Source organism: Nocardia sp. NPDC004340, from assembly GCF_053602575.1.
On record NZ_JBSGDW010000018.1, the window covers coordinates 1 to 24039 of the forward strand.

Annotated in this window: 23 protein-coding genes; 11 read left to right on the forward strand and 12 right to left on the reverse strand. The window is 70.8% G+C overall.

The window, feature by feature from the left end; all coding sequences use genetic code 11:
- Positions 1–191: 191 nt before the first annotated feature.
- Positions 192–617, reverse strand: a complete 426-nt coding sequence (locus ACWEOI_RS34390) for a DUF3040 domain-containing protein (protein WP_357286701.1) — start codon at positions 615–617, stop codon at positions 192–194.
- Positions 618–742: 125 nt separating this feature from the next.
- Complete coding sequence (locus ACWEOI_RS34395) at positions 743–1183, reverse strand: SAV_6107 family HEPN domain-containing protein (protein WP_379106485.1); 441 nt, start codon at positions 1181–1183, stop codon at positions 743–745.
- Between the two features lie 208 nt (positions 1184–1391).
- On the opposite strand from ACWEOI_RS34395, the gene ACWEOI_RS34400 reads away from it, so the two are divergent.
- The 5 genes from ACWEOI_RS34400 (at position 1392) to ACWEOI_RS34420 (ending at position 6418) form a co-directional block, all read left to right on the forward strand.
- Positions 1392–2003, forward strand: a complete 612-nt coding sequence (locus ACWEOI_RS34400) for a GNAT family N-acetyltransferase (RefSeq protein ID WP_357286695.1) — start codon at positions 1392–1394, stop codon at positions 2001–2003.
- Positions 2000–3616: a phytoene desaturase family protein gene (locus ACWEOI_RS34405; protein ID WP_452362278.1), complete on the forward strand. Its 1617-nt coding sequence runs from the start codon at positions 2000–2002 to the stop codon at positions 3614–3616. Before ACWEOI_RS34400 ends, ACWEOI_RS34405 begins: the two co-directional genes overlap by 4 nt.
- 98 nt (positions 3617–3714) lie before the next feature.
- A complete protein-coding gene (locus ACWEOI_RS34410) occupies positions 3715–4494 on the forward strand; it encodes a carotenoid biosynthesis protein (protein WP_452362279.1) in 780 nt (259 codons plus the stop codon).
- A 21-nt stretch (positions 4495–4515) separates the two neighbouring features.
- Entirely contained in the window at positions 4516–5265 is a 750-nt protein-coding gene (locus tag ACWEOI_RS34415; RefSeq protein ID WP_433666805.1) for an LppM family (lipo)protein, read from the forward strand.
- Positions 5266–5275: 10 nt separating this feature from the next.
- Entirely contained in the window at positions 5276–6418 is a 1143-nt protein-coding gene (locus ACWEOI_RS34420; RefSeq protein ID WP_452362280.1) for a glycosyltransferase, read from the forward strand.
- A gap of 7 nt (positions 6419–6425) precedes the next feature.
- On the opposite strand, the gene ACWEOI_RS34425 is transcribed toward ACWEOI_RS34420, so the two are convergent.
- Positions 6426–7277 carry a hypothetical protein gene (locus ACWEOI_RS34425; RefSeq protein WP_452362281.1) on the reverse strand — a complete coding sequence of 284 codons (852 nt, stop codon included), beginning with the start codon at positions 7275–7277 and terminating at the stop codon, positions 6426–6428.
- Positions 7278–7390: 113 nt separating this feature from the next.
- A complete protein-coding gene (locus tag ACWEOI_RS34430; protein WP_379280355.1) occupies positions 7391–8389 on the reverse strand; it encodes a methylenetetrahydrofolate reductase in 999 nt (332 codons plus the stop codon).
- Positions 8390–8648: 259 nt separating this feature from the next.
- Between ACWEOI_RS34430 and ACWEOI_RS34435 the strand changes: the two genes are divergently transcribed.
- The 4 genes from ACWEOI_RS34435 to ACWEOI_RS34450 all read left to right on the forward strand — a co-directional run bounded on the left by ACWEOI_RS34435 (position 8649) and on the right by ACWEOI_RS34450 (position 14075).
- Positions 8649–9758, forward strand: coding sequence for a polyprenyl synthetase family protein (locus ACWEOI_RS34435; RefSeq protein ID WP_452362321.1), 1110 nt, complete (start codon positions 8649–8651; stop codon positions 9756–9758).
- Positions 9759–9798: 40 nt separating this feature from the next.
- Positions 9799–11412, forward strand: a complete 1614-nt coding sequence (crtI, locus tag ACWEOI_RS34440) for a phytoene desaturase family protein (protein ID WP_452362282.1) — start codon at positions 9799–9801, stop codon at positions 11410–11412.
- Between the two features lie 63 nt (positions 11413–11475).
- Complete coding sequence (locus ACWEOI_RS34445; protein ID WP_452362283.1) at positions 11476–13158, forward strand: alpha-(1->6)-mannopyranosyltransferase A; 1683 nt, start codon at positions 11476–11478, stop codon at positions 13156–13158.
- Positions 13158–14075, forward strand: coding sequence for a squalene/phytoene synthase family protein (locus tag ACWEOI_RS34450; RefSeq protein WP_433666810.1), 918 nt, complete (start codon positions 13158–13160; stop codon positions 14073–14075). Before ACWEOI_RS34445 ends, ACWEOI_RS34450 begins: the two co-directional genes overlap by 1 nt.
- A gap of 22 nt (positions 14076–14097) precedes the next feature.
- Here ACWEOI_RS34450 and ACWEOI_RS34455 read toward each other — a convergent pair whose 3' ends face one another.
- Positions 14098–14466: an Rv2175c family DNA-binding protein gene (locus ACWEOI_RS34455; RefSeq protein ID WP_433666811.1), complete on the reverse strand. Its 369-nt coding sequence runs from the start codon at positions 14464–14466 to the stop codon at positions 14098–14100.
- 108 nt (positions 14467–14574) lie between these two features.
- Between ACWEOI_RS34455 and pknB the strand changes: the two genes are divergently transcribed.
- A complete protein-coding gene (gene pknB / locus ACWEOI_RS34460; protein WP_452362284.1) occupies positions 14575–16602 on the forward strand; it encodes a Stk1 family PASTA domain-containing Ser/Thr kinase in 2028 nt (675 codons plus the stop codon).
- Positions 16603–16694: 92 nt separating this feature from the next.
- Here pknB and ACWEOI_RS34465 read toward each other — a convergent pair whose 3' ends face one another.
- Together ACWEOI_RS34465 and ACWEOI_RS34470 are read right to left on the reverse strand one after the other, a co-directional pair.
- Positions 16695–18083 carry a class II 3-deoxy-7-phosphoheptulonate synthase gene (locus ACWEOI_RS34465; RefSeq protein ID WP_357094978.1) on the reverse strand — a complete coding sequence of 463 codons (1389 nt, stop codon included), beginning with the start codon at positions 18081–18083 and terminating at the stop codon, positions 16695–16697.
- Positions 18084–18252: 169 nt separating this feature from the next.
- Positions 18253–18465 (reverse strand): HNH endonuclease, encoded by a 213-nt coding sequence (locus ACWEOI_RS34470; protein WP_452362285.1) that lies wholly within the window; start codon positions 18463–18465, stop codon positions 18253–18255.
- 376 nt (positions 18466–18841) lie between these two features.
- Here ACWEOI_RS34470 and ACWEOI_RS34475 point away from each other — a divergent pair, with 376 nt between their 5' ends.
- Positions 18842–19339, forward strand: coding sequence for a polyadenylate-specific 3'-exoribonuclease AS (locus ACWEOI_RS34475; RefSeq protein WP_433666814.1), 498 nt, complete (start codon positions 18842–18844; stop codon positions 19337–19339).
- 75 nt (positions 19340–19414) lie between these two features.
- Here the strand turns inward: ACWEOI_RS34475 and ACWEOI_RS34480 are convergent, their stop codons facing one another.
- The 5 genes from ACWEOI_RS34480 to ACWEOI_RS34500 all read right to left on the reverse strand — a co-directional run bounded on the left by ACWEOI_RS34480 (position 19415) and on the right by ACWEOI_RS34500 (position 24030).
- On the reverse strand, positions 19415–20140 hold the full coding sequence (locus ACWEOI_RS34480; RefSeq protein ID WP_379279610.1) for a lysophospholipid acyltransferase family protein: 726 nt from the start codon (positions 20138–20140) through the stop codon (positions 19415–19417).
- Between the two features lie 176 nt (positions 20141–20316).
- Positions 20317–21321, reverse strand: a complete 1005-nt coding sequence (locus ACWEOI_RS34485) for an ROK family glucokinase (RefSeq protein ID WP_433666815.1) — start codon at positions 21319–21321, stop codon at positions 20317–20319.
- On the reverse strand, positions 21318–22208 hold the full coding sequence (locus ACWEOI_RS34490) for a hypothetical protein (RefSeq protein WP_452362286.1): 891 nt from the start codon (positions 22206–22208) through the stop codon (positions 21318–21320). The genes ACWEOI_RS34485 and ACWEOI_RS34490 overlap by 4 nt, the downstream gene beginning before the upstream one ends.
- A complete protein-coding gene (locus tag ACWEOI_RS34495) occupies positions 22205–23596 on the reverse strand; it encodes an ArsA-related P-loop ATPase (protein ID WP_452362322.1) in 1392 nt (463 codons plus the stop codon). Before ACWEOI_RS34495 ends, ACWEOI_RS34490 begins: the two co-directional genes overlap by 4 nt.
- Positions 23593–24030, reverse strand: coding sequence for an SRPBCC family protein (locus ACWEOI_RS34500; protein ID WP_357286651.1), 438 nt, complete (start codon positions 24028–24030; stop codon positions 23593–23595). Before ACWEOI_RS34500 ends, ACWEOI_RS34495 begins: the two co-directional genes overlap by 4 nt.
- Positions 24031–24039: the final 9 nt, after the last annotated feature.

The window sequence follows — 24039 nt, forward strand, 5'->3', positions numbered from 1 at the left end:
GGGCCCCGCGGGGGGTTGGTGTGGTCTATGGGGCCCCACACCCCCCCCCCCCACCCCCCACAACCAACAACCGCGGTCCCCCCACACCTCAAATCGGTGTGGCGTCACGGCGTGTCGTGAAGATCTTCAGTTGGTCGATCGTGGTCCGCTACCGTGCCGGTCCGAAAGCCGTCGGCCGCACGGTAGCCCGGTCAACTGTCCTGTTCGAACCTCTTGCGGAACCGGTCCTCCATCCGCGCGGAGAACCCGCCCTGCTTGCGGGGCTTGCCGCGGCCGGCGCCGGGAGCGCCGCCCTGGCTGGGATGAGCGTCCGAGGCCCGACCGGCCGAACCACCCATGCGGGGGCCACCGATCAGCAACAGCACACCCGCGCCGAACATGACGATGAAGCCGACGAGACTGATGATCGGGAAACCGCCGGGCTTGAACGGCGCGGCGATGCCGGCCACCAATAGAAACAGGCCGAGGACGAACAAGGCCGCCGCCTGGAGTCTGCGCCGACCGGTGGCAGAACGTAACCGTCCACCCCGAACAGTCGAGGCGAACTTCGGATCCTCAGCATAGAGCGCGCTCTCGATCTGTTCGAGCATGCGCTGCTCGTGCTCGGAGAGTGGCACGGTACCTCCCCCGGCACTAGGTGGTGGCTGTCGCCTCCGGGTAGACGACGGGTAGCCGACCTTGGCGGCTATCTGCCACCAATAATACGAGTTCGATCAGAACCGGACCACCTACTCGCCGATACTCACGCCAGCATTCCGTTCACCCACCCTGAACTGGGCCGGAGCCGCGACGCGGCGGCCAGCAGATCGGCCACGTCGTGCAGGAATGCGCCTACCCGCGAAGCGAACTCGTCGGCGCGGTGGTCGTCGATGGGCCGGGACAGGCCCGCTTCGAGCGCCGCGCGGGTCTCGGACTGGCCGGTGAAATAGTCCGTCCACATGACGAATTCCGGTGCCGCGCGCTGCATCAGGACCCAGGCGTTGCGCGAGCGGGCCCGGGGCGCCCGGTCGGCCCCCGTCAGTGCCAGCACCGCGCCCGCCCCGCGTAGCGCGGCCAGGTAGGCGATGCGGAAACGCTCCGCCGGATCGCGTTCTCCCCGTGCCTCCGACAGCAGCCCGTCGGCCTTGCGCAGCAGGTCGCCGGCGCGGCCCGGGTGGCCCGGACGTTCAGTTTTCCCGGTCATTTCGCGTACCTCCCCACTCGCACACCCGAATCACATCTATAAGGACAACGCGTCCCGATCAGGCATTTCACCCGAGTCGATGATCGAACAGGCATTCGAAGGTTTCTGTTGGGTTTGAATATAGAGAGACCCACCGACAAGTTGAGGCACCCACCGTGGCGCTACTGTCGATCCATCCGTCCGCGCCAACGAGAGTTGCGTCCAGCCGATGACCGCAGTCACCCCCAAACCGACGCCGGCACCCGTCGTGGTCGATCTGTCGGCCGCGACCCTGCGGCACCGGCTGCACGACGCCCTGGCGGTCTACGTCGCGGCCATGGACTACCCGCGCGGCACCGAACATCAGCGCGCGCCCATGTGGACCGAGCACACCACCCGCCCCGGCTGGCAGGCCGTGGCCGCGGTGCTGCCCGACGACGACGGACGACTGGACCTGCGCACCGCGCCCATCGTGGCCATCGCGTACGGCTATCACGGCGCGCCGCACCAGTGGTGGCATCAGCAGGTGTACAGCGGTATGCGGCGTACCGGCTGGCCCGAATCCGGCGCGCGGGAACTGCTTTCGGATTACTTCGAGCTCACCGAACTGCACGTGCACCCCGCCGCGCAGGGCCGCGGGCTCGGCGAGATCCTGCTCACCCGGCTGCTGCAGAACCGGCCCGAGCGCACCGTGCTGCTGTCCACCCCCGAGGTGGACCGCGAGTCCAACCGGGCCTGGCGGCTCTACCGGCGCCAGGGGTTCGGGGATGTGGTGCGGCACTTCATCTTCTCCGGCGACACCCGGCGGTTCGCGGTGCTCGGGCGGCGGCTGCCCCTGTGAGCAGGCGCGACAACGGTTCCCGCACAGTCGTAGTCGTCGGATCGGGGCACAACGCGCTGGTCGCGGCCTGCTACCTGGCCAAGGCCGGGCATCGGGTCGAGGTGCTCGAACGTGACACCGTGCTCGGCGGGGCCGTCTCCACCGTCGAACGGTTCCCCGGCCATCTGGTCGACCGGGGGTCCTCGGCGCACATCATGATCCGGCACACCGGGATCATCGAGGAGCTGGAGCTGGCCCGGTTCGGGCTGCGCTACATCGACTGCGACCCCTGGGCTTTCGCGCCCGCGCCCGCCGGGAGCGGGCCGGCGCCCATCGTGTTCCACCGGGATCTGGACCAGACCTGCGCGTCCATCGCCGCCGCCTGCGGGCAGCGTGACGCCGACGCGTACCGGCGGTTCGCGACCGTGTGGGGTCCGCGCAGCGCGCGGGTGATGCGGGCGTTCTCGGGCACCCCGACCGGCGGGCATCTGCTGAAGTCGTTCTGGGGCATGGATCCCCGCGAGGCGGCCGGGGCCACCGGGCGCGCCAGCGGCGGGGCCTTGTCCCGGGAGATGATGCAGACCGGAGACGCGCTGCTGGACAGCCTGTTCGACAGCGAACGGCTGAAGGCGGCGCTGGCCTGGTTCGGCGCGCAGTCCGGGCCGCCCATGTCCGAACCCGGGTCCGCGCCCATGGTGGGGTTCGCGGCGCTCATGCACACCTTGCCGCCCGGGCGCGCGGTCGGCGGCAGCGGCGCGCTGAGCGCGGCACTGGTGGCGCGGCTGGAGTCCGACGGCGGCGTCGTCTCCCCCGGCGACGCGGTGACCGCCCTGACCCGCCGCGGCGACCGGTGGGAGGTGCGCACCGCGAGCGGGCGAAACCTGTCCGCGGACACCGTGATCGCGGGCAGCCACATCCTCACCACCCTGAACCTGCTGGAACAGGGCGGATTCGACACCGCGACGATCGCCGACTGGCGACGCCGCATCCGGGTGGGACCCGGCATCGGCATGGTGGTGCGCGCCGCGATCAGCGAACTCCCCCACTATCCCGGGGCCGAGACCGCCGAATCAGCGCACGGGCTGCAACTCCTCGTCACCGACCGCCGCGAGCTGCGGCGCGCTCACGGCGCGGCCCTGGCGGGCGACCTTCCGCCGCGCCCGGTCGTGCTGGCCATGACGTTCAGCGCCCTGGACCCGACCATCGCCCCCGCGGGCGAACATCAGGTCACCCTGTGGTCGCAGTGGCATCCCTACGACCTCGCCGACGGCAGCGACTGGTCCGCGCACGCCGAGACCGAGGCCGACCGCATCATCGCCGAAGTCGACGCCCTCGCACCGGGATTCGCCGCCTCGATCACCCAGCGTCACATCCAGACCCCCGCCGACCTGGAACGCGAGATGGGCCTGCTCGGCGGCAATGTCATGCACGTCGAGATGTCCATCGACCAGATGTTCATGTGGCGCCCCCTGCCCGAGCTCGCCAACCAGCGCGTCCCCGGCGCCCCCGGCCTCTACCTCACCGGCGCCTCCACCCACCCGGGCGGCGGCGTCTCCGGCGCCAGCGGCCGCAGCGCCGCCCGCCTCGTGGAGCGAGACCTGCGCCCCCGCCGCCTCTTCCCGCCCCGCCGATGACCGACCCCGCCCTATCGGGCCCCCGCCACGAAACCCATCGCCGGCCTGCCACGACTGCCTCGCCGGAACGGACCACCCTCTCGACCGAGCGACGGGCGGTGACGATCTCGGCGGTGCCCGCGGTGTTGTTGGTGCTGGTGCAGATCGCGTATCCGCTGGCGCACGGGGTCGGGCGGGATCGGGTGACGGTGGCGGTCGTATTGCTCTCGGCCGGTGCGGCTTTGACGCACGCGGCGGTGACGCGCGGGGTGCGGTGGGCGGCCGGGGTGCTGGTGATCGTGTCCGGGGTGGGGTTGGTGGCCGAGGTGGTGGGGACGGCTACCGGGATTCCGTTCGGCGGTTACGACTACGCGAGCGGGCGGTTGGGGCCCGAGGTGCTGGGGGTGCCGGTGGTGGTGCCGCTGGCGTGGACGGGCGGGTTGTACCCGGTGTGGGTGGTGGCCGGGCTGCTGGCGAAGGGGGCGGCCGGGCGGGTTTCGCTGACCGCGGCGGGGGCGGTCGGGTGGGATCTGTTCCTGGATCCGCAGATGGTGGCCGATGGGCAGTGGACGTGGCGGTCGCCGATTCCCGGGCTGCCGGGGCTGGGTGAGATTCCGGTCAGCAACTATGTCGGCTGGTTCGCGGTGGCGGCGGTGATGGCGGGACTGCTGGAGTGGTGGGATCGGACGGCCGCGGGTTCGGGTGCGGCGCGGGCGGTTCCGGTGGCGGTGTTCGGGTGGACGTGGCTGGGGTCGACGCTGGCGCACGCGGTGTTCCTGGGGCTGCCGGTATCGGCGGTGTACGGGTTCTGCGGGCTCGGGGTGCTGGGGATTCCGCTGGTTCGGGGGCTGAAGGCCCGTCGAATCACGCTGTGGCCCGGGACGCATGGCACGATGTGAGCCGTGCAGCCGAGTCCGAACATGTCGACAGCAGAGGGAACACTCGAATCCGCCCCACCCCGGCGACGATCGCGGCGATGGGTGCGGACCGTGGCCGTGGTCCTGTTCGCGGGGCTGGCGGTCCTGTTGACCGGATGCCTGCGGGTGCAGGTGTCGATGGGCGTGTCCTCCAACGACCGGGTGTCCGGCCGCATCGTCGCCGCGGCCGTGCCGCAGCACGAGAAGGACAAGGGCCCGCAGCTCAAGGCCCCCGACGGCTTGTCCGGCAAGGTGCGGGTGGACTCCTACGCGCAGGACGGCTACGTCGGCAGCCAGGTGTACTTCGACGATCTCACCTTCGGTGAGGTGCAGCAGCTCGGCGGCCTCTCCGACCAGACCTCCGGCATGTTCAACCTGCTCTTCGCCCGCACCGGCGACCTGGTCACCCTGACCGGCCGGGTGGACCTGAAGTCGCTGCCGCCGCAGGGCTCCGACGTGCAGCTGACCGTCGCCTTCCCGGCGCGCGTCGCCACCACCAACGGCACCCGCGAGGGCGACTCGGTGGTCACCTGGAAGCTGCCGCCCGGCGATGTCAGCACGCTGCGCGCCGAAGTCGGCTACGCGGACCCGAACACGCGGTCCTTCGCCGGATGGGCGGGCATCGTCGGCGGCATCACCCTCGCGGTGGCCGCGGTGGTCGCGGTGCTGGCGTACATGACCCGCAACCCCGATCCGCCGGCCTACGTGCGCGCCGCGCGCTGGCTGCGCCCCGATCGCACCAACACGCGTTAGCACCCACCCCATGACTCTTGCCCCGAAGGCGGTGACGGCCGCGAGCGCCGTCGCCGCCTTCGGCGCATCGGTCGCCCTCGCCAATCGCCTCACCGTCCCCCGGCTGCGGCGCGGCGGGCCCACCGTCATCGAACCGGTCACCGTCTGCATCCCGGCCCGCGACGAGGCCGACCGGCTGCCCGAGCTCATCGCGGATCTGCGCGCCCAGCCCGATCTGCCGCGCCTGCGGGTCCTCGTCCTCGACGACGGCTCCACCGACGACACCTTCGAGGCGGCGCGCGCGGCCATCCGCGGCGACCACCGATTCCTGCTTTCCCGCAGCGACACCGATCCGGCGCCCGGCTGGACCGGCAAGACCGCGGCCTGCGCCCGGCTGGCCGAACTCGCCGACACCGCCGACGGCGTGCTGGTCTTCCTCGACGCCGACGTGCGGCTCGCGCCCGGCGCGCTGTCGGCCGCGGTCCGTGAACTGCGGTCGGCACGAACCGATCTGCTCTGCCCGTGGCCCCGCCAGCTCGCGGTCTCCCCCGCCGAACGCCTCGTCCAGCCGCTGCTGTGCTGGTCCTGGGCCTCGACTCTGCCGGTCGCGCTGGCGAATCGCACCCGGCGGCCGTCGATGGCCGTGGCGTGCGGGCAGTTCCTGGTCTTCGACGCCGCCGCCTACCGGGCCGTCGGCGGGCACGCCGCGGTCGCGGACAGCGTCACCGAGGATCTGGCCATCGCCCGCGAGCTGCGGCGCGCGGGGCGGCCCACCACGCTGGTCGCGGCCGGACCGCTGGCCGAGACCCGGATGTACCGGGACGCGGCCGAGGTGAGCGAGGGCTACACCCGCTGGCTGTGGTCGGCCTACGGCGGGCCCGCGGGCAGTCTCGCGATCGGTTCGATTGCGGCGCTGGCCTTCTGGGTTCCGCCCATCGCGGCGGTGTGCGGGCGCGGACGGATCCGCCGGACGGGGCTGCTCGGCTGTACCGCCGCCGTCACCGCCCGCCTGCTGGCCCGCTCCACCGAGAACGGCGGGCCGGTCGACGCCACGGATGCCGTTGCGGCGCTGGCACACCCGTTCTCGGTGGCCGCCTACCTGGCCCTGTCGGCCCGGTCCCACCGCGCGCACCGCACCCGCGCGCTGCGCTGGAAGGGCCGGACCGTCGCCTGAGTCCCGATCAGGGAACCGGCGTCATCCCGATGGTCGGCAGGAAGAAGCAGGTGGCGTCGCCATTGCGGACCGTGCCGAACATGGCCGCCAGCACCGTGCCCGATCCCGTGTTCACCGGCACCGCGCGGACGCCGCCGGCCGGCAGGGCCGCGGTGAAGTAGTCGTGCACGGCCTGTTCGACCATGGGCCGCAACTCGTTCGGGACCTGCGGCGGGATCATCGCATTGAGCACCTGGTTCAGCGGGCCCATCGGCACCAGGCCGCCGCGGCCGGTGGTGGTGTTGAACCAGGCGACCTGCATGCCGGAGGTGTCCGCGCCGTCGGGGGCGATGCCGTAGGGCACGAAGGCGAACATGGCCTGGCCCGCCTTGACGGCCGAAAGATCCAGGCCGGGAATGGAGATCGCGTAGTGCGGCCACGGGCCCGGGATGCTGCCCGCCATGGCGGGGGACAGGCCCAGGGTGGTGCCGCCGAGACAGAACGGCGCGGCGGTCGGGTACAGGAAGGGCTTGATGCCCAAGGTCTGGAGTCCTTCGACGGCCTGACCGTAGGCCGACAGCCAGTCCGTCGGAGCGGCCGCCGGCCCGGCGGCATCGGACCGGCCGGTGGTGTCGGGGCGAGCAGCGGCGTCGGGACGGGCGGTGGCATCGGCGCGGCCGGTGGTCTGGTTCACCGCGGTGATGGCGGCCAGCGCGGCGGCGGCCTCGGGGCTCACCGCGGCGACCGCTGCGGCGCCGGTATCGGCCTGCGCCGGGGCCGCGGCGGCGGGTCCCGCCAGGGTTGCCGGTCCGGCGGCGGCGAGCACGGCGCAGGCGCTGACAGCGCCGGCCACCCGGGCGAAGTGGTGGAACACGGACATGAAGGGCTCCCCTCGAGGTCACGAGTCGTGAGGGGAAGGTACTCCGCTGACCAGTGCATTCCGGTGATTTGCTCCGGCATGCCGGAGCCGATTCACGGTGCGAACCGGTCCGTTCAGGCGTTCGCCGGAGCGGCCGAGACCGAATAGCCCAGATTCGCCAGCACTTCGCTGGTGGCCTTGGCGAAATTCAGGGTGATGAAATGCAGGCAGGGCGCGCCCTCGGAGATCAGGCGCTGCGCCATCTCCGTGGCGATCTGGATGCCCTCGGCCCGGACCGCCGCGCGATCCTCCTCCGGCCCGGTGCCCGCGGCCTTGCGCAGCCGCTCGATCACCTTGGCCGGGAGCGGACGGCCCGACAGCTCCTCCGCGCGCTCGACCGTGCGCAGCGAGGTGACCGGCATGAGCTCGGGAATGATCGGCTTCGCGCCCTCGATCGGATCGGCCGCGATGGCCCGATCCCGCAGGCGCAGATAGTGATCCACGTCGAAGAACATCTGGGTGATCGAATACTCCGCGCCCGCGCGCAGTTTCGACACCAGGAAGCGGGTGTCGTCGTCGAGGTCGGTGGAGCGCGGGTGGCCCTGCGGGAACGAGGCGACACCCACGTGGAAGTCGCCCAGGTCGCGGACGATGCGCACCAGTTCCTCGGCGTATTCGACGCCCTCGGGGTGCTTGAGCCACTCGCCCAGCACGTCGCCCGGCGGATCGCCGCGCAGCACCAGCAGATTGCGGATGCCCGAGTCGGCGTACGCGCCGACGATGGAGCGCAGTTCGGCGACCGAGTGGTCCACCGCGGTCAGGTGGGCGACGGTCAGCAGCGTGGTCTCGCGCGCCAGCTCGCCGGTGACCCGGATGGTGCGGTCGCGGGTGGAGCCGCCCGCGCCGTAGGTCATGGACACGAACGCCGGATGCAGCCGCTCGAACTCGCGGGCGGCCCGCCACAGGCGCGCCTCGCCGGCCGCGTCACGCGGCGGATTGAACTCGACCGAGAAGGGAATCGACCCGTCCGGACGGGGGCCCAGCTGCTGCACCACGGAGCGAGTTCCGGACACATGGGGTGTGCGGGAAACTCGGCCAGGGGTCGAATATCCCCGTACATTGTCGAAACTCACGCCAGTATTTTACGGGCCCGCACCCGGGCCCCGGACCCCGACCTGTGCCTATCCCAGCAGGTGGGACCGGACCGGGCCCGACCGATTCCCGGCCGCGACCCGGTGGTCGGTAGAGTCGGGGCGAACCCCGCGCGCGGACCTGACGCCCGCGCGATCGGGCCGGTCATCGGGGGCGTTCGCCATCGTCGCACGCGCACCGGGACCGATCACCGGGGGAATCGCGCTCGCGCCGCGCCGCGCACTCACCAAGGAGGCTCCCCTGTCCGCCGGACCCGGTACCCCGACCCGCCACCCGGTCGGCGCGGGATCACTCGTCGCCGCCGTGGAGGACCGTCTCACCGCCTTCTTCCGCACCCGCGAACCGATCGTCGAACCCCTCGGCCCGGTCTTCGTGGACGCGGCCGCGGCCCTGGAGGACTTCGTCATTCGCGGCGGCAAGCGCACCCGCCCCGCCTTCGCCTGGACCGGCTGGCTGGGCGCGGGCCGCAGCCCCGAGGACCCGGACGCCGACGCGGTGCTCACCGCCTGCTCGGCGCTGGAACTGGTGCAGGCGTGCGCGCTCATCCACGACGACATCATCGACTCCTCGCGCACCCGGCGCGGCTTCCCGACCGTGCACGTGGATTACGAACAGCGGCACCGGGATCAGCACTGGACCGGTGACGCCGACCACTACGGCGTCAGCGTCGCCGTCCTCATCGGCGACCTGGCCCTGGCCTGGGCGGACGACATGACCCGCGACGCCGGGCTGCCCGCCGACGCCGCCGCCCGCTTCGCCCCGGTCTGGGCGGCCATGCGCACCGAGGTGCTGGGCGGGCAGCTGCTCGACATCCACGGCGAGTCCGCGGGCGACGAGTCGGTGGAGGCCGCGCTGCGGATCAACCGGTTCAAGACCGCCGCCTACACCATCGAACGCCCGCTGCACATGGGCGCGGCGCTGGCCGGGGCCTCCCCCGACGTGATCGCCGCCTACCGCGAATTCGGCACCGAAATCGGCATCGCCTTCCAGCTGCGCGACGACCTGCTCGGCGTGTTCGGTGACCCGGCGGTCACCGGCAAGCCGTCCGGCGACGACCTGCGCGAGGGCAAGCACACCGTGCTCATCGCCGAGGCCCTGCGGCGCGCCGACGCCACCGCGCCCGCCACCGCCGCGCTCATCCGCACCAGCCTCGGTACCGATCTCAGCGCCGAGCAGGTCGCCGAATTGCGCACGGCCCTCACCGACCTCGGCGCGGTCGACGCCGTCGAGCAGCGCATCGCCTCGCTCACCGAGCAGGCCCTGACCGCGCTGGACGCCAGCACCGTGACACCGGACGCGGCCCGGCAGCTGCGCGGTATGGCGCTGTCGGCCACCGCGCGGCACTACTGACGCCGGATCCGACGGACAGCACGGGCCGCAGGAGGGTGGCATGAAAACGGTTGCGGGACCGACCGATCGGGTGGTCGTGGTCGGCGCGGGACTGTCCGGGCTCGCCGCGGCGCTGCACCTGCTGGCGGCCGGACGGCAGGTCACCGTGCTCGAACGCGACGACCGCCCCGGCGGGCGGGTCGGGTCCTACAGCGGACCGGACTACGAGATCGACTCCGGGGCAACGATTCTCACCCTGCCCGAACTCATCGACGAGGCGCTCGGCGTGGTCGGGCACACCCGGGAGTCGGTCGGCCTGACGATGCTCGACATGGCACCGGCCTACCGGGCGCGCTTCGCCGACGGCACCCAGATCGGCGTCTACTCCGACGAGGAGCGGATGGCCGACGAAGTCGCGCAGGTGCGCGGCCCCGCCACGGCCCGCCGCTACCGGCGGCTGCGCGGCTGGCTGAAAGGCGTGTACGAGGCCGAGTTCCGCCAGTTCATGGACACCAACTTCGAGTCACCCCTGGACATGGTGCGGATTCCGGAGAAGCGGACCGCACTGGCGCGGCTGGTACGGCTCGGCGCGTTCGGGCGGCTCGGCCCCAAGGTCGGTCGCGTGATCCGGGATCCGGACATCGCCCGGCTGTTCAGCTTCCAGGCGCTGTTCGCGGGCATGGCTCCGAACAAGGCGCTCGGCGTGTACGGCGCGATCCCGTACATGGACACCTGCCTGGGCGTCACCTACCCCGAGGGCGGCATGCGGGCCATCGCCGCGGCGCTGGGCCGCGCGTTCACCGCCGCCGGCGGGACCCTGGAACTGAACGCCGAGGTGATCGGCGTCGACTACACGGGCCGCCGCGCTACCGCCGTGCACACCGCCGACGGCCGCGTCTTCGACTGCGACGCCCTGGTGGTGACCGCCGACATCGGGTCGCTGACCCGGTTCGGGCTGCGGCATCGCCGCGGACTGCGGGCCTCCCCGTCCGCGGTGGTCGCGCACGGCACCATCCCCGCGGAGGTGGCGGCCGCCTGGCCGGTGCAGGCACATCACACCATCGACTTCGGCACGGAATGGGACCGGACCTTCGCCGAGATCGCGGCCCGGCGCGGCCGCGGCGCGCTGATGAGCGACCCGTCGCTGCTGCTCACCCGGCCCGCCCTCACCGATCCGACCCTCTACATCGACCGCCCCGAACAGCACATCGACGCCGCGGGACACCTGCGCGACACGGTCCGCTACGAACCGCTCTCGCTGCTCGCCCCCTGCCCGAATCTGGATGCCGCGCCGCTGGCCTGGGACGAACTCGGCCCGCACTACCTGCGCGAACTGCTCCAGGTGCTGGAAGCGCGCGGCTACCAAGGCATTTCGCGGCACTTCCGGGTCGACCACCTCGACACCCCGCGCACCTGGCGGGCCAAGGGCATGCTCGCGGGCACCCCGTTCTCGGCCGCGCACCTCTTCCGGCAGACCGGTCCGTTCCGGACCCGGAATCTGGTGGCCGGGCGCGCGAATGTCGTTCTCGCAGGCTCGGGCACCGTGCCCGGCGTCGGCGTGCCGACCGTGCTGCTTTCGGGCAGACTGGCGGCGGCACGCATCACGGGTGACGTACGACATGCCGGTATCGGATCCGCCGACACCGGGGCGGTGGCGTCCGCGCACACGCACTAGACTGACCGCGTCCTGAACCAACGCGGCTGCCGCCGCTGACCTTTCCGGGGGGAACGACCGCCTATGCCGACCCCCGATATGGACGCAGCCACCCCCGACACCGGCGCTGTCGCCACCCGTCCCGCCGGCGCTCCGAGCACCACGGATGCCGCCGACCCGGACGCTCCGTCTCCGAGTGCCCGGACGAGCTGGCAGACCCGGGTGCGCCACGCCGCCGACTTCGCCCGCACCCCCGAGGGACACGCCGCGACGCTCGGCTTCTTCGGCGCCCTGCTGATCACCTTCGGCGGCTTCGGCGCGGGCGGCGTGCGGCGCAGCGACCCGCTGCTCGAGGCCATGCACCTGTCGTGGCTGCGGTTCGGGCACGGCCTGGTGCTGTCGTCGATGTTCGTGTGGCTCGGCGTGATCGCCATGATCACCGCGTGGGTCCGGCTGGGGCGCATCGTGATCGGCGGCCAGCCCGGCGCCTCGGTCACCCTCAACGAACTGCGCGGCATCGTCGGCGTCTGGACCTTCCCGCTGCTGTTCGCGGTCCCCATGTTCAGCCGCGACGCCTACTCCTACCTGGCGCAGGGCGCGATGCTGCGCGACAACATCAACCCGTACCTGTACGGGCCGGTGGAGTTGAAGGCCAACGCCGCGGTCCTGCTCGACAATGTCAGCCCCGTCTGGACCACCACCACCGCGCCCTACGGGCCGGTCTTCCTGCTCATCGGGCGCGCCATCACCACCATCACCGGTGACAACGTGGTGGCCGGAACCATCGCGCTGCGGCTGGTGATGCTGCCCGGGCTGGCGCTCATGGTGTGGGCGGTCCCGCACCTGACCAAGCACCTGGGCGGCAAGCCCACCACCGCGCTGTGGCTGGCCGTGCTCAACCCGCTGGTGCTCGTCCACCTCATCGGCGGCGTGCACAACGAGATGCTCATGGTCGGCCTGATGGCCGCGGGCATCGCGCTGGTGCTCGAACACCATCACGCCGCGGGCATCGTGGTGGTCGCCATCGGCGTGGCCGTGAAAGCGACCGCGGGCGTGGCGCTGCCGTTCCTCGTGTGGATCTGGATGATTCACGAACGCGAACGCCGCGCCGCCCAGCACGAGGGCGAACTGCCGCATCCGTTGCGCACCTTCGCCAAGATCGGCGCGCTCGGCGTGGCGGTGTTCGCGGCCGTGTTCGCCGTCGCCACCTTCGCGACCGGGCTGCGCGATCACCAGATCGGCTGGCTCACCGCGCTGTCGGGCTCCAAGAAGATCATCAACTGGCTCTCGCTGCCGACCATCATGGCCCACGTCGTCACCTGGGTGACGCCGCTGCCGATGGACAAGGTGCTGCCGTGGACGCGCATGCTGTGCGCGATCGCCATGGTCGCCATCCTGGTGTGGGCCTGGTGGCGGTTCAAGAACAGCGAGAAGGAGGCCGTGCTCGGCATTCTGGTCGCGTTCGTGGCCATCGTGATCCTGTCCCCCGCCGCACTGCCCTGGTACTACTCGTGGCCGCTGGCCCTGGCCGCGGGCTTCGCGCTGTCCACCCGGACACTGCAGGTCCTGGTCGGGTTGTGCACCTGGCTCATGCTGATCTTCCAGCCCGACGGCGCACCCGTGTCCGACTATGTGCACGGCACCCTCGCGATCGTCGCCGCCGTGGTGGCCGCGGTCTCGCTGTGCAAGGTGGATCCGCTGAAACTGCGTGCCGGACGCCCGCATTCCGATCAGCTCGCCGGCGCGCCCGCGCCCAGCCCCGCGTGATGCTGGACCGCGCCTACCGCGACTGCCGCCGCATCGCCGCCGCCCACGGACGCACCTACTTCCTCGCGACCCGGCTGCTGGAACCCGAGCGAAGACCGGCCGTGCACGCGCTGTACGCCTTCGCCCGCCTGGTCGACGACATCGTCGACGCGAGCGACGCGCCCAGCCGCGCCGCCGAATCCGCGGCCCGGCTCGACCGGATCGAACACGAACTGCGGGCCCGGCTGGCCGACGCGCCCACCGAACCGGGCGACAGCCACGAACAGCGGGTGCTGCTCGCGGTCTCCGACACCATCCGCCGGTACTCGATTGCCGCCGAACACTTCTGGGTGTTCCTCGACTCCATGCGCATGGACATTCCGGGCGCGCCCCAATACCGCGACCGCTACCCCACCATGGGCGAGCTCGAGGACTACATGCGCGGCTCGGCGGCCGCCATCGGGCTGCAACTGCTGCCGGTGCTGGGCACCGTCGTCCCGGTCGCCGAGGCCGAACCGGCCGCGGCCGCGCTCGGGGAAGCCTTCCAGCTCACCAACTTCCTGCGCGATGTCGGCGAGGATCTGGGCCGCGGCCGGGTGTACCTGCCCGCCGACGAATTGGCGGCCTTCGGCGTGGACGACGAATTGCTGTTCCACTGCCGCGAATCCGGCCGCACCGAGCCGCGGGTGCGGCGTGCGCTCGCGCATCTGATCGCGATCAACAGGGGTGTCTACCGTCGAGCCACCCCGGGCATCGAACTACTGGCCCCGCGCGTGCGCCCGGCCATCCGGACGGCGGCCACCCTCTACGGCGGCATCCTCGACGAGATCGAGCGCGCCGACTACGCCGTCTTCACCGGCCGAGCGGTCGTCCCCCAGCACCGCCGGCTCCGGGTCGTGGCACGCGAATTCGTCGCGGCCAGTCCCCTCGGGAACTGACCGCGTCCGCGGTCGGGCTATGTCAGAAGGGGTCCGCGGCGGCGCGGCGGATCACTTCGCGGGCCAGCGGCCCGTGGATGGCGTCGATGGGACGGCCGGGCAGGGTTTCGTCCTCGGTGTAGATCCACTCGAGGATTTCCTGGTCGGTGTACTTGCCGTCACGCATGACCGTGATCAGCGGGGTCAGGTGCTTGGCGACGGCGCCGGTGGAGTCGAAGAACTCCTTCGGGATACCGGCGATACCGTCCCGGCGGACCGCGATGATCTGATGGTCACGCAGCATCTGATGGACCCGGGTCACCACCATGCCCAGCTGCTCGGCCACGTCGGGCAGCGGGATCAGGGTCACCGAATCCGGCAGGACGTCTTCGCTGCAAGGAAAGGCACTCACGCCGACCACGGTAGTCTCTCGCGTCGCCACAGTCGCATCACACCCCGACGCGGCTACCATCGGGTGAGCCGCGCTGGGCGGCATTGACGAAAATCGGAAGGGTCGCAGTTGATCGGCCAGATGCTGGAAGGGCGCTACCGCATCGACGCGCCGATCGCGCGTGGCGGTATGTCCATGGTGTTCCGGGGGGTGGACACCCGGTTGGACCGACCGGTCGCCATCAAGGTGATGGACCCGAAGTTCGCCTCCGACCCGCAATTCCTCACCCGCTTCGAACTCGAGGCGAGAGCGGTGGCCAAGCTCAAACACCCCTCCCTGGTGGCGGTCTACGACCAGGGCGTGGACGGTGACCACCCGTTCCTCATCATGGAACTGGTCGAGGGCGGCACCCTGCGCGAACTGCTGCGCGAACGCGGCCCCATGCCTCCGCACGCGGTGCGCGCCGTCGCCGAACCCGTGCTCTACGCCATCGGCGTGGCCCACGCGGCCGGGCTGGTGCACCGCGACATCAAGCCGGAGAACGTGCTCATCTCCGACTCCGGCGAGGTGAAGATCGCCGACTTCGGTCTGGTGCGCGCGGTCGCCGAGGCCAAGATCACCTCCGACAGCGTCATTCTCGGCACCGCCGCCTACCTCTCCCCCGAGCAGGTCACCAGCGGCAGCGCCGACGCCCGCAGCGACGTGTACTCCGCGGGCATCCTGATCTTCGAAATGCTCACCGGCCGAACCCCGTTCACCGGCGACAACTCGCTCTCGATCGCCCTGCAGCGGGTCGAGAAGGACGTGCCCGCGCCCGGCCGCCTGATCGGCGGCGTGCCCGCCGAGATCGACGAGCTGGTCGCGCACGCCACCGCTCGCGAACCCATGCACCGGTTCTCCAACGCCACCGAGATGGCCGACGAACTGCGCCGCGTCGCCCGCGAACTGCAACTGCCCGACTACCGGGTGCCCGCGCCGACCGAATCCGCCGAGCACCTCAGCGCCAAGTACCGGGTCGGGCCCACACCGGCCCCGCGCGGCCCCGTACATCCCCCGTCGCGGCCGATTCCGGGCGCGGCGGACCAGACCACCCGGTTCCAGGCCGATGCCACCACGCGGCTGCCTGCCGACCCGCCGACCGTGTTCGCGCCGCCGCAGCAGCCCCAGCACACCCGGGTCATGACCGCGGCGCGCGAGATCCCGGCCGAGTACCGGCAGAACGACTACGCCCCGCCGCCGGGCGCCCAGCACCCCGGCTCCGATCTGATCGAGGACCGCGGCAAATCGCGGCGCCGGGTCGTCGTGTGGCTGAGCATCGTGGTCGCGCTGGCGGTGCTGCTGGGCATCGGAGGCTGGTGGCTGGGCGTCGGGCGCTATTCGCCGGTGCCCACCATCGCCGGCATGGACACCCAGCGCGCGGTCTCCACGCTCGAGGACGCGGGCTTCGAGACCGAGACCCGCAACAAGCCCTCCGACATGATCCCGGTCGGCAATGTGGTCGGCACCGACCCGCCCGCCGGCACCCGCGTCACCAAGGGTTCCCTGGTCGCGGTGCTGGTCTCCAGCGGCAAGCCGAAGGTTCCCGACGTGAGCGCGGGCCAGGACGTCAGCTCGGTCAACAAGGCCATCCGCGACGCCGGGCTCACCCCCGTGGACGCGGGCGAGGTGGGCAGTTCCGCTCCGAAAGGCTCACTCGCCAAGGTGGATCCGGCGCCCGGCACCGTCCTCCCGGCCAACGGCCAGGTGAAGGTCTACCGCAGCAAGGGATCCCTGCCGGTCAAGGTGCCGGACCTGCGCGGCAAGACGCAGGAGGAGGCCAAGATCGCCCTGCAGAAGGCCGGACTCACCGTCAGCTCCACCCGCGAGCAGTTCGACCCGAAGATCAAGTCCGGCCAGGTGATCGGCACCGATCCGGCCGCGGGCACCAGCGCCGAAACCGGCTCCGGCGTGGTCCTGATCCTCAACAGCGCCCTCGACATGCCGAATCTGCTGGGCGCCAATGTCGGCACCGCGCGCGGCAAACTGCAGCAGATGGGGCTCTCGGTCACCGTGCGCCAGCTGGCGAACAATGACAGCTCGATCGTCATCTCGCAGAGCACCGCCCCCGGCGACGCGGTCGAACCCGGCTCCACAGTCACCATCGTCGCCATCCCCTGACTCCCGTAGCGCACGACAGCACTCATAGAGCTCGGAAAACGAAGGAGCCCGAACCGCTTTCGCGGTCCGGGCTCCTCTCGTATCGCCGCCTGCTAGCGCAGCATCTCCGCGACCAGGAAGGCCAGTTCGAGGGACTGCTGGGTGTTCAGGCGCGGGTCGCACGCGGTCTCGTAGCGCTCCTCCAGATTGAGGTCCGAGATGTCCTGCGCGCCGCCGAGGCATTCGGTGACGTTCTCACCGGTGAGCTCGATGTGCAGGCCGCCCGGGTGGGTGCCGAGCGCGTGGTGCACCTCGAAGAAGCCCTGCACCTCGTCGACGATGCGGTCGAAGTGGCGGGTCTTGTAGCCGGTGGACGCCTCGTGGGTGTTGCCGTGCATGGGGTCGCACTGCCAGATCACCTGGTGGCCGGTGGCCTGCACCTTCTCGATGATCGGGGGCAGCACGTCGCGGACCTTCTGGTTGCCCATGCGGGCCACGATGGTCAGGCGGCCGGGCTCGTTGTTGGGGTCCAGGCGCTCGACGTACTCCACGGCCTGCTGCGGCGTGGTGCTCGGGCCGATCTTGAGGCCGATCGGGTTGGCGATCAGCTCGGCGAACCCGACGTGCGCGCCGTCGAGCTGACGGGTGCGCTCACCGATCCACAGGAAGTGCGCCGACAGGTCGTAGAGCACCGGCTCGCCGGTGACGGGGTGCTCGCTCAGGCGCAGCATGGCCCGCTCGTAGTCGAGCACCAGCGCCTCGTGGCTGGCGTAGAGGCGGGCGCTGGACAGGTTCGGGTCGTTGACCCGGCAGGCCTTCATGAACGCCAGCGCGCGGTCGATCTCGGTGGCCATCTGCTCGTAGCGGGCCCCGGCCGGGGACTGCGCCACGAACTCGCGGTTCCAGTCGTGCACCTTGTGCAGATCGGCCATGCCGGCCGAGGTCAGCGAACGCACCAGGTTCATCGCCGCGGAGGCGTTGGCGTAGGCGCGGACCAGGCGCGACGGGTCGTGCTCGCGCAGCCCGGCGTCGGCGACCAGCGAGTTCACCATGTCGCCGCGGTAGGACTTGAGGCCCAGCGAATCGACGTCGGCGGAACGGGGTTTGGCGTACTGGCCCGCGATGCGGGCCACCTTCACCACGGGCAGGCTCGCGCCGTAGGTGAGCACCACCGCCATCTGCAGCAGGGTGCGGATATTGCCGCGGATGTGGGGTTCGGTGTTGTCGGCGAAGGTCTCCGCGCAGTCACCACCCTGCATGAGGAAGGCCTCGCCGCGCGCTACCTCGGCTAAGCGTAGGCGCAGTTCCTCGACCTCGGCGGGCACGCAGATCGGCGGCACGCTCTCGAGGACGGTGCGCATCTTCTCAGCCTGCTCGGGATCCCAGGACGGCTGCTGTAGGGCCGGTCGGGCGAGCGCCTCGTCGAGACGCCGACGGAGCTCGTCAGGCAGCGGAGGAAGTTCCGGCAGGCGATCGATCGGTACGTCGACGGTCCAGTTCACGTGTTCAGAATACGGATTGCTCTTGGACAGGCGAAGCACACCCAGGGCTGGTGTCCTCTCACCCGGCGCTCGGCCCGTACAGTTCGACAGAGGCAGACAGAGTCGAGGGAACCGATTGAAACGCGTTGACGAACGGAAGGGCTTCCGGTGGTTGCCGCCGAATGCTAAGTCAGCGCGCTCCTTCCGGGTCATACCGAGCGATAATTTCGCGCGCCCGATCGAGCATATCCTCGACTCGCTGCCCGATCGGCTGACCCGTGATCCACAGTTCCAAATTCTCGGGCCTATTATCGAGCTTGTCACCATTGATATGGTGCACGTTCTCACCCCGATACAGCTTTCGGCCGAGAACCTGCTCCATGATCAAGCGATGCTCCAGCATCCAACCGCCTTCCGGAAGCCGGAGCAGCCGATAACCGAACGAAGTAATGCGACTACGACCGTCATGCGTACTCTTACGACGTCGTCCGGGCGCGCCTCGTCCCGGCGCGGCCTCGACCGAACCCCACCGGCGAATCTGCGTCTGATGAGGACGACAGACACCGCGCTTCAGGATGGCCGGGCGCTCGCAACCCCGCAACCGAGCATCGCGGATACACCTCTTGGAGCTCCTTGACATAATGCCGATGACACATGCCACGCGAGTAGCGCTCCGGCACCGTCCGAGAGCAATCGGAAACAACACAAACTGATTCCACCTGAATACCCCACGATCGATTTTACGCACCGCTCTTCAGGTTACTCGAAAGGACCATCGCTTGAGGTATTTTTACGATTCCGAATTCATTGAGGATGGGGTCGTAATAGACCTGGTGTCCATTGCGGTGGTCTGCGAAGATGGCCGCGAATTCTATGCGATCTCGAACGAATTCAATGCCGACAAAGCGGGCCCTTTCGTCCGGCGAAACGTACTGCCGAAACTCCCGCCCACCTCCTCGCCGCTGTGGCGTTCCCGTCAGCGCATCCGCGACGACCTCTACAAGTTCCTGGTCCCGCGCCCCGGCGTGGAACCCGAGCTGTGGGCCTGGGTCGGCGCCTACGACCATGTCGCGCTGTGCCAGCTGTGGGGTTCGATGGTGGACCTGCCCAACGCGCTGCCCCGCTACACCAACGAACTGCGCCAGCACTGGGACCAGCACGGCCGCCCGCCGCTGCCGCCGGTGCCGAAGGACGCGCACGACGCGCTGGCCGACGCCCGCCACAACCTGGCCAAATTCGAGGCCATCGAAGCCCACCGGCGGATCCGAGCGGTCTGAGCCGCGACACCGGGCATGCGAAAGGCCCCGGGAGACTTGGTCTCCCGGGGCCTTTCCGATTCCATCCGACGGGGACTAGCCCGCCAGGGTCTCCGGGACGCGGTCGGCGTCGGGGCGGCTGCCCGAGGGCACGCCCTTCTTCAGGCTCGCGGCGTAGACGTCCACGTACTCCTGGTCGCCCATCCGCATCAGCTCGTACATGATCTCGTCGGTGACGGCGCGCTCGACGAAGCGGTTGCCGCCCATGCCCTCGTAGCGCGAGAAGTCGATGGGCGCACCGAACTTCACGGTCACCTTGCGCGGCCGCCAGCGGAACGGACCGGGCGGGCACACCTCGTCGGTGCCGATCAGGGCGACCGGGATCACCGGCACTCCGGTCTCCAGGGCGAGGCGTGCCACACCGGTCTTGCCCTTGTAGAGGCGGCCGTCGGGCGAACGAGTGCCCTCGGGGTACAGGCCGACCAGGCGGCCCTCACCGAGCAGCTTGCGCGCGGTGTTGAGCGCCGACTCGGCGGCGTCCGCACCGGAACGATCGATGGGATACTGGCCGGTGCCGGAGAAGAAGAACTTCTGCAGCCGACCCTTGAGACCGGGGGTGGTGAAGTATTCGGCCTTGGCCAGGTAGGTGATCCGGCGAGGACTCATCAGCGGGGTGAACAACCAGTCGGTGAACGACAGATGGTTGCCGGCCAGAATGGCCGCACCCTTCGGCGGAATGTTCTCGACGCCCTCGACCTCGGGCCGGTTGATGAGATGCATCAGCGGCCCCACCAAGACGAACTTCAGCAGCCAGTAGAACATCGCGTCCTTTCCCCTGTTTTCGATACCCGGGACCGGCCTCATTGCGGGCACCACCACTCGCTTGCCTACCCTACCGCCGAGACAACTCGGCAACCAACCGTGGTGACCCGTTTCTCTGATCCCGGGACCAAAGTCCCACGCTCCGGAATACCCAAGTCGGTGAGCAGGTCCCGCGCTCAGCGTCGCGCGGGGGCGACCGACACTGCGTTCGAGTCGGCGAGCACCGCCGCGCGCGCCAGTTCCGCCGCGCCGATCATGCCCGCGGCCTCACCCAATTGGGCGGTGCGGATACGGGCCAGGCGGCGGTGGCGGGCGCCTGTGATGGAACCGGCGTAGTGCTCGCGGGCCTCGTCGAGGAACAGCGGGGCCGAACTGCTGACGCCGCCCGCCACCACGATCAGGTCCGGGTCGAAGATGTCGCTCACGAACGCCAGGCCCAGGCCGAGCCAGCGCGCGAAGTCCGCCATCACCTCGAGGGCGACCGGGTCGCCGTCCTGGGCCGCGCCCGCCACCCGGCGACCGGTCAGCGAGCCCGGGTCCCGGCCCGCCTCCCGCGCCAGCACGGTGGAGCGCTGCGGATCGGTGGCCAGCAGTTCCAGCGCGGTGTCCACCAGAGCGGTTCCGCTGCAATACCGTTCCCAGCACCCGCGCTTGCCGCACGCGCAGGCCCGGCCGTTCGGGACCACCTGCAGATGCCCGAGTTCCGGTGCGACGCCGTAGCTTCCGCGATACAGCTGGCCGTTGATCAGGAGAGCCGCGCCGATGCCGGTGCCGATGGCCACCAGCACCACATTGCGCCCGCCCGCCGCCGCGCCGAACCGGTATTCGGCCCACAGCGCGGCATTCGCGTCGTGCTCCAGGATCACCGGCAGGCCGAGCCGATCGGTGAGCCGTTGCGCGACCGGGGCGTCCTCCCACGGCAGATGCGGGGCGAAACGCACGGTGGCGCGGTCCTCGTCGACGAAACCCGCTACCGCCAGCCCGACCGCGCCGATGGCGTGGCGGCCGCGCAGTTCGCGCACCGCGCGGGCCAGGCCGTCCTCGAGGGCGCGCGCCGAATGCGGGGTCGGCGCGGTCACGGTGTCGAGGACCTCGCCCGCACCGTCGACCACCGACGCCCGAATATTGGTGCCGCCCACATCGATACCCACGGTCAACGGCACATCCACACCGCCCGTCATGCCTTGATGGTTACGTCGATCGGCACATACTTGCCCCGTGTGGGCCGCCGCCCGGACTGCGAGGCGCGACCCGGTGCGGAGGCCTCACGACCGGACGGTCCCGCGGCCGGATCGCCGGAGGTCGCCGATCGGCCGGGGTCGTCGGCGGGGCGTGCCACCGGCGGCCCGAACGGTTGCGCGGCGGAGTCGACCCGATCGTCCGTACCGTTCGTGGCGCGAAAGCCCGTGCCCGACACCGGGTCCGGGTCCTCTGGGCGGCGTGCCGCGCCGGGGCCCTGCCCCATCGAATCTTCGGACTCGTCGTCGTCGTGGTGGTCCCGGGCGCGAGCCGCCGCACGACCCTGCGCACCCGCGACGAACCGCGCGAACACCGCCGCGAGGTTCGCGGCAGCGCCGTGGTGGCCGGCGGATTCGGCTGCGCTCGCGGTGGATTCGGGCCCCGTCGACCCGTGCTCCTCGTCGTGTTCGCCGCGGGCGTTCGCGTAGGCGTCGGCGAACGGCAGATCGCCTGCGCCGGACTCGGTCCCGGCTCCGTGCGAATACCGGTGCCAGGCTTGATATTCCGGCGATTCGGGATCCAGATCGGGCGGGATCACCGGGTCCACCGGCACCCCCGCGAGCGCCTCGCGCAGCACGGTCACGATGGCGGTGCCGTGTTCGGCGATGGCGGCCACCACGTCGTGGTGTTCGCCGCGCACGATCGCGGCGGCCGCGCACACCGGGCACCAACTGCAACTGGACCATTCGGTGCGCCCGTCGGACGCGGTGCGGCGCAACACCGGTTCCACGCGTTCGAGCAGGGCTTCGGCGAGCAGCCGTAACTCCTCGGCGAATTCGCCGAGGTTCTCCTCCGGGTGGCCGGGGCGGGGGTGGTGCGTGGTGGTCATTTCGGCCAGACCTGCGGGTCGGGCCGGAAGCGGATCACCAGGTGGTCGCCGTCGAGTTCGGCGGCGTCGACCGTGCACCGCCGCAATACCGGGGCCAGCCGCAATCGCCGCCGGACCCCGTCCGCTCCCACGATCAAATCGTCCTCCACTCGTCCCAGCCGCAGTGTCGACGCATCGACCACCGGCAGATGCATGCGCATCGCGAACACCGAAGCCACCCCCGCCCCGGACTCGAGCCGGACCACCGGTTCGGCGGCGACGGGCGGCGCCCCGTCCGCGTCTGTGCCAAGCATAGGGACCGGACGCCATCCCACCCAGTTACCACTCGCGTCCACCGCGTAGGACAGTGCGGCCAGCGAGCCCAACCCCACCGGTTCGGTCCCGGCATGGCCCACCACCTGCACCGGAACCTCGCTCAGCCGCTTGCGCAGCTCGGTCACCACGTCGAGTTGCTCACCGCGCCGGTTGAAATACCACTGCACCGCCGGATGCTGCGGCGCGGCCGGGTGCGGTTCGGGCATCTCCGGCAGCACCTTGTTGACCAGCACCGCGTCCAGGCGCAGGCCCAGCAGCGCGGCGGCCGAACGCACCCGCGCCGATTCCGCCACCGCCACCTGTTCGGCGACGGTCACCAGGCGCGCGCCGGTGCGAGTCCGATCCGCCAGCAGGTCACGGGCTTCGGTCACCGCGTCCACGATCTGTTCGACGGTCACCGCCAGCACCGCCTTGCGGAAGTCGGCGCCGATGGCCTCCATGGTGCGAGAGTGCGCGGGCCACACCCGTTCCAGATAGCCGAGCAGGGTGTCGGGGGCTGTCACGATGCGCAGCATGTCCGCCGAGGGCGGGCAGTCCAGCACGATCACGTCCCACCGCTGGTCCTTCGCGAACTGCGTGATCTCCAGCAGCGCCAGCAGTTCCTGCACCCCGGGCAGCCCGGTGAGCTCGGCGGGATCCAGTGCGCCCAGATCGAATCCGTGCTCGTGCCCGGCGCCGGAAGCTATCATCAGCACCTGCCGGAACCGATCCTCCAGCAGCGCCAGCGAATCCACCTCGATGACGTCGAGGGCCGGCGCGGCGGCGGACCCGACCACCGGCAGCCCCGGATCGGTGGCCTCGGGGTCGCGGGCGAGATCCGGTGCGGCCGTGGCGAACACGGGCAGCGGCACGCTGGCCACCGCCGGTTTCGCGCCGTGGCGCAACCGGTAGCCGAGCGCGTCGCCCAGGGAGTGCGCCTGATCGAGGGAGGCCAGCAGCACCCGCCGCCCGGTCCGCGCGTAGGCGATCGCGGTCGCGCAGGCGAGGGTGGTCTTTCCGACGCCGCCCTTGCCGATGAACAGCTCGACTCGGGCGACGGGGCGGGTCGGGCGTTCGGTACCGCCGGCGGTCAGCCTTCGACCCGTTTCTTGAGTTCCTTGAGAGCGGTGTCGGTGATGACCTTCTCCGCCTTGCGTTTGAACATGCCGATCATCGGAATGTTCAGGTCGACGGTCAGCTCGTAGACCACCTGGGTGGTGCCGTCGGGCAGGGCGATCAGTTCGTAGGTGCCGTCCTGCGCCTTCTGCAGTTCCCCGGCGACCAGGCTCCAGCTGACCGCGCGGCCGTCGGGCCGCCAGGTGTAGGCCAGAGTGTAGGTGTCCTTGACGACCCCGGCGTCCAGCACGAAGCGCGCGGTGCGGGCCCGGCCGTCGGGTAGTTTGTCGAGGACTTCGACCGAGCGGGCCGCGGAGACCCATTCCGGATACGACTCCAGGTCGGCGATGACGGCCATCACTCGGTCCGAGGGGGCGTCGATCACGATCGACCGCTGAGTTCGATCGGCCATGGGCGGCAA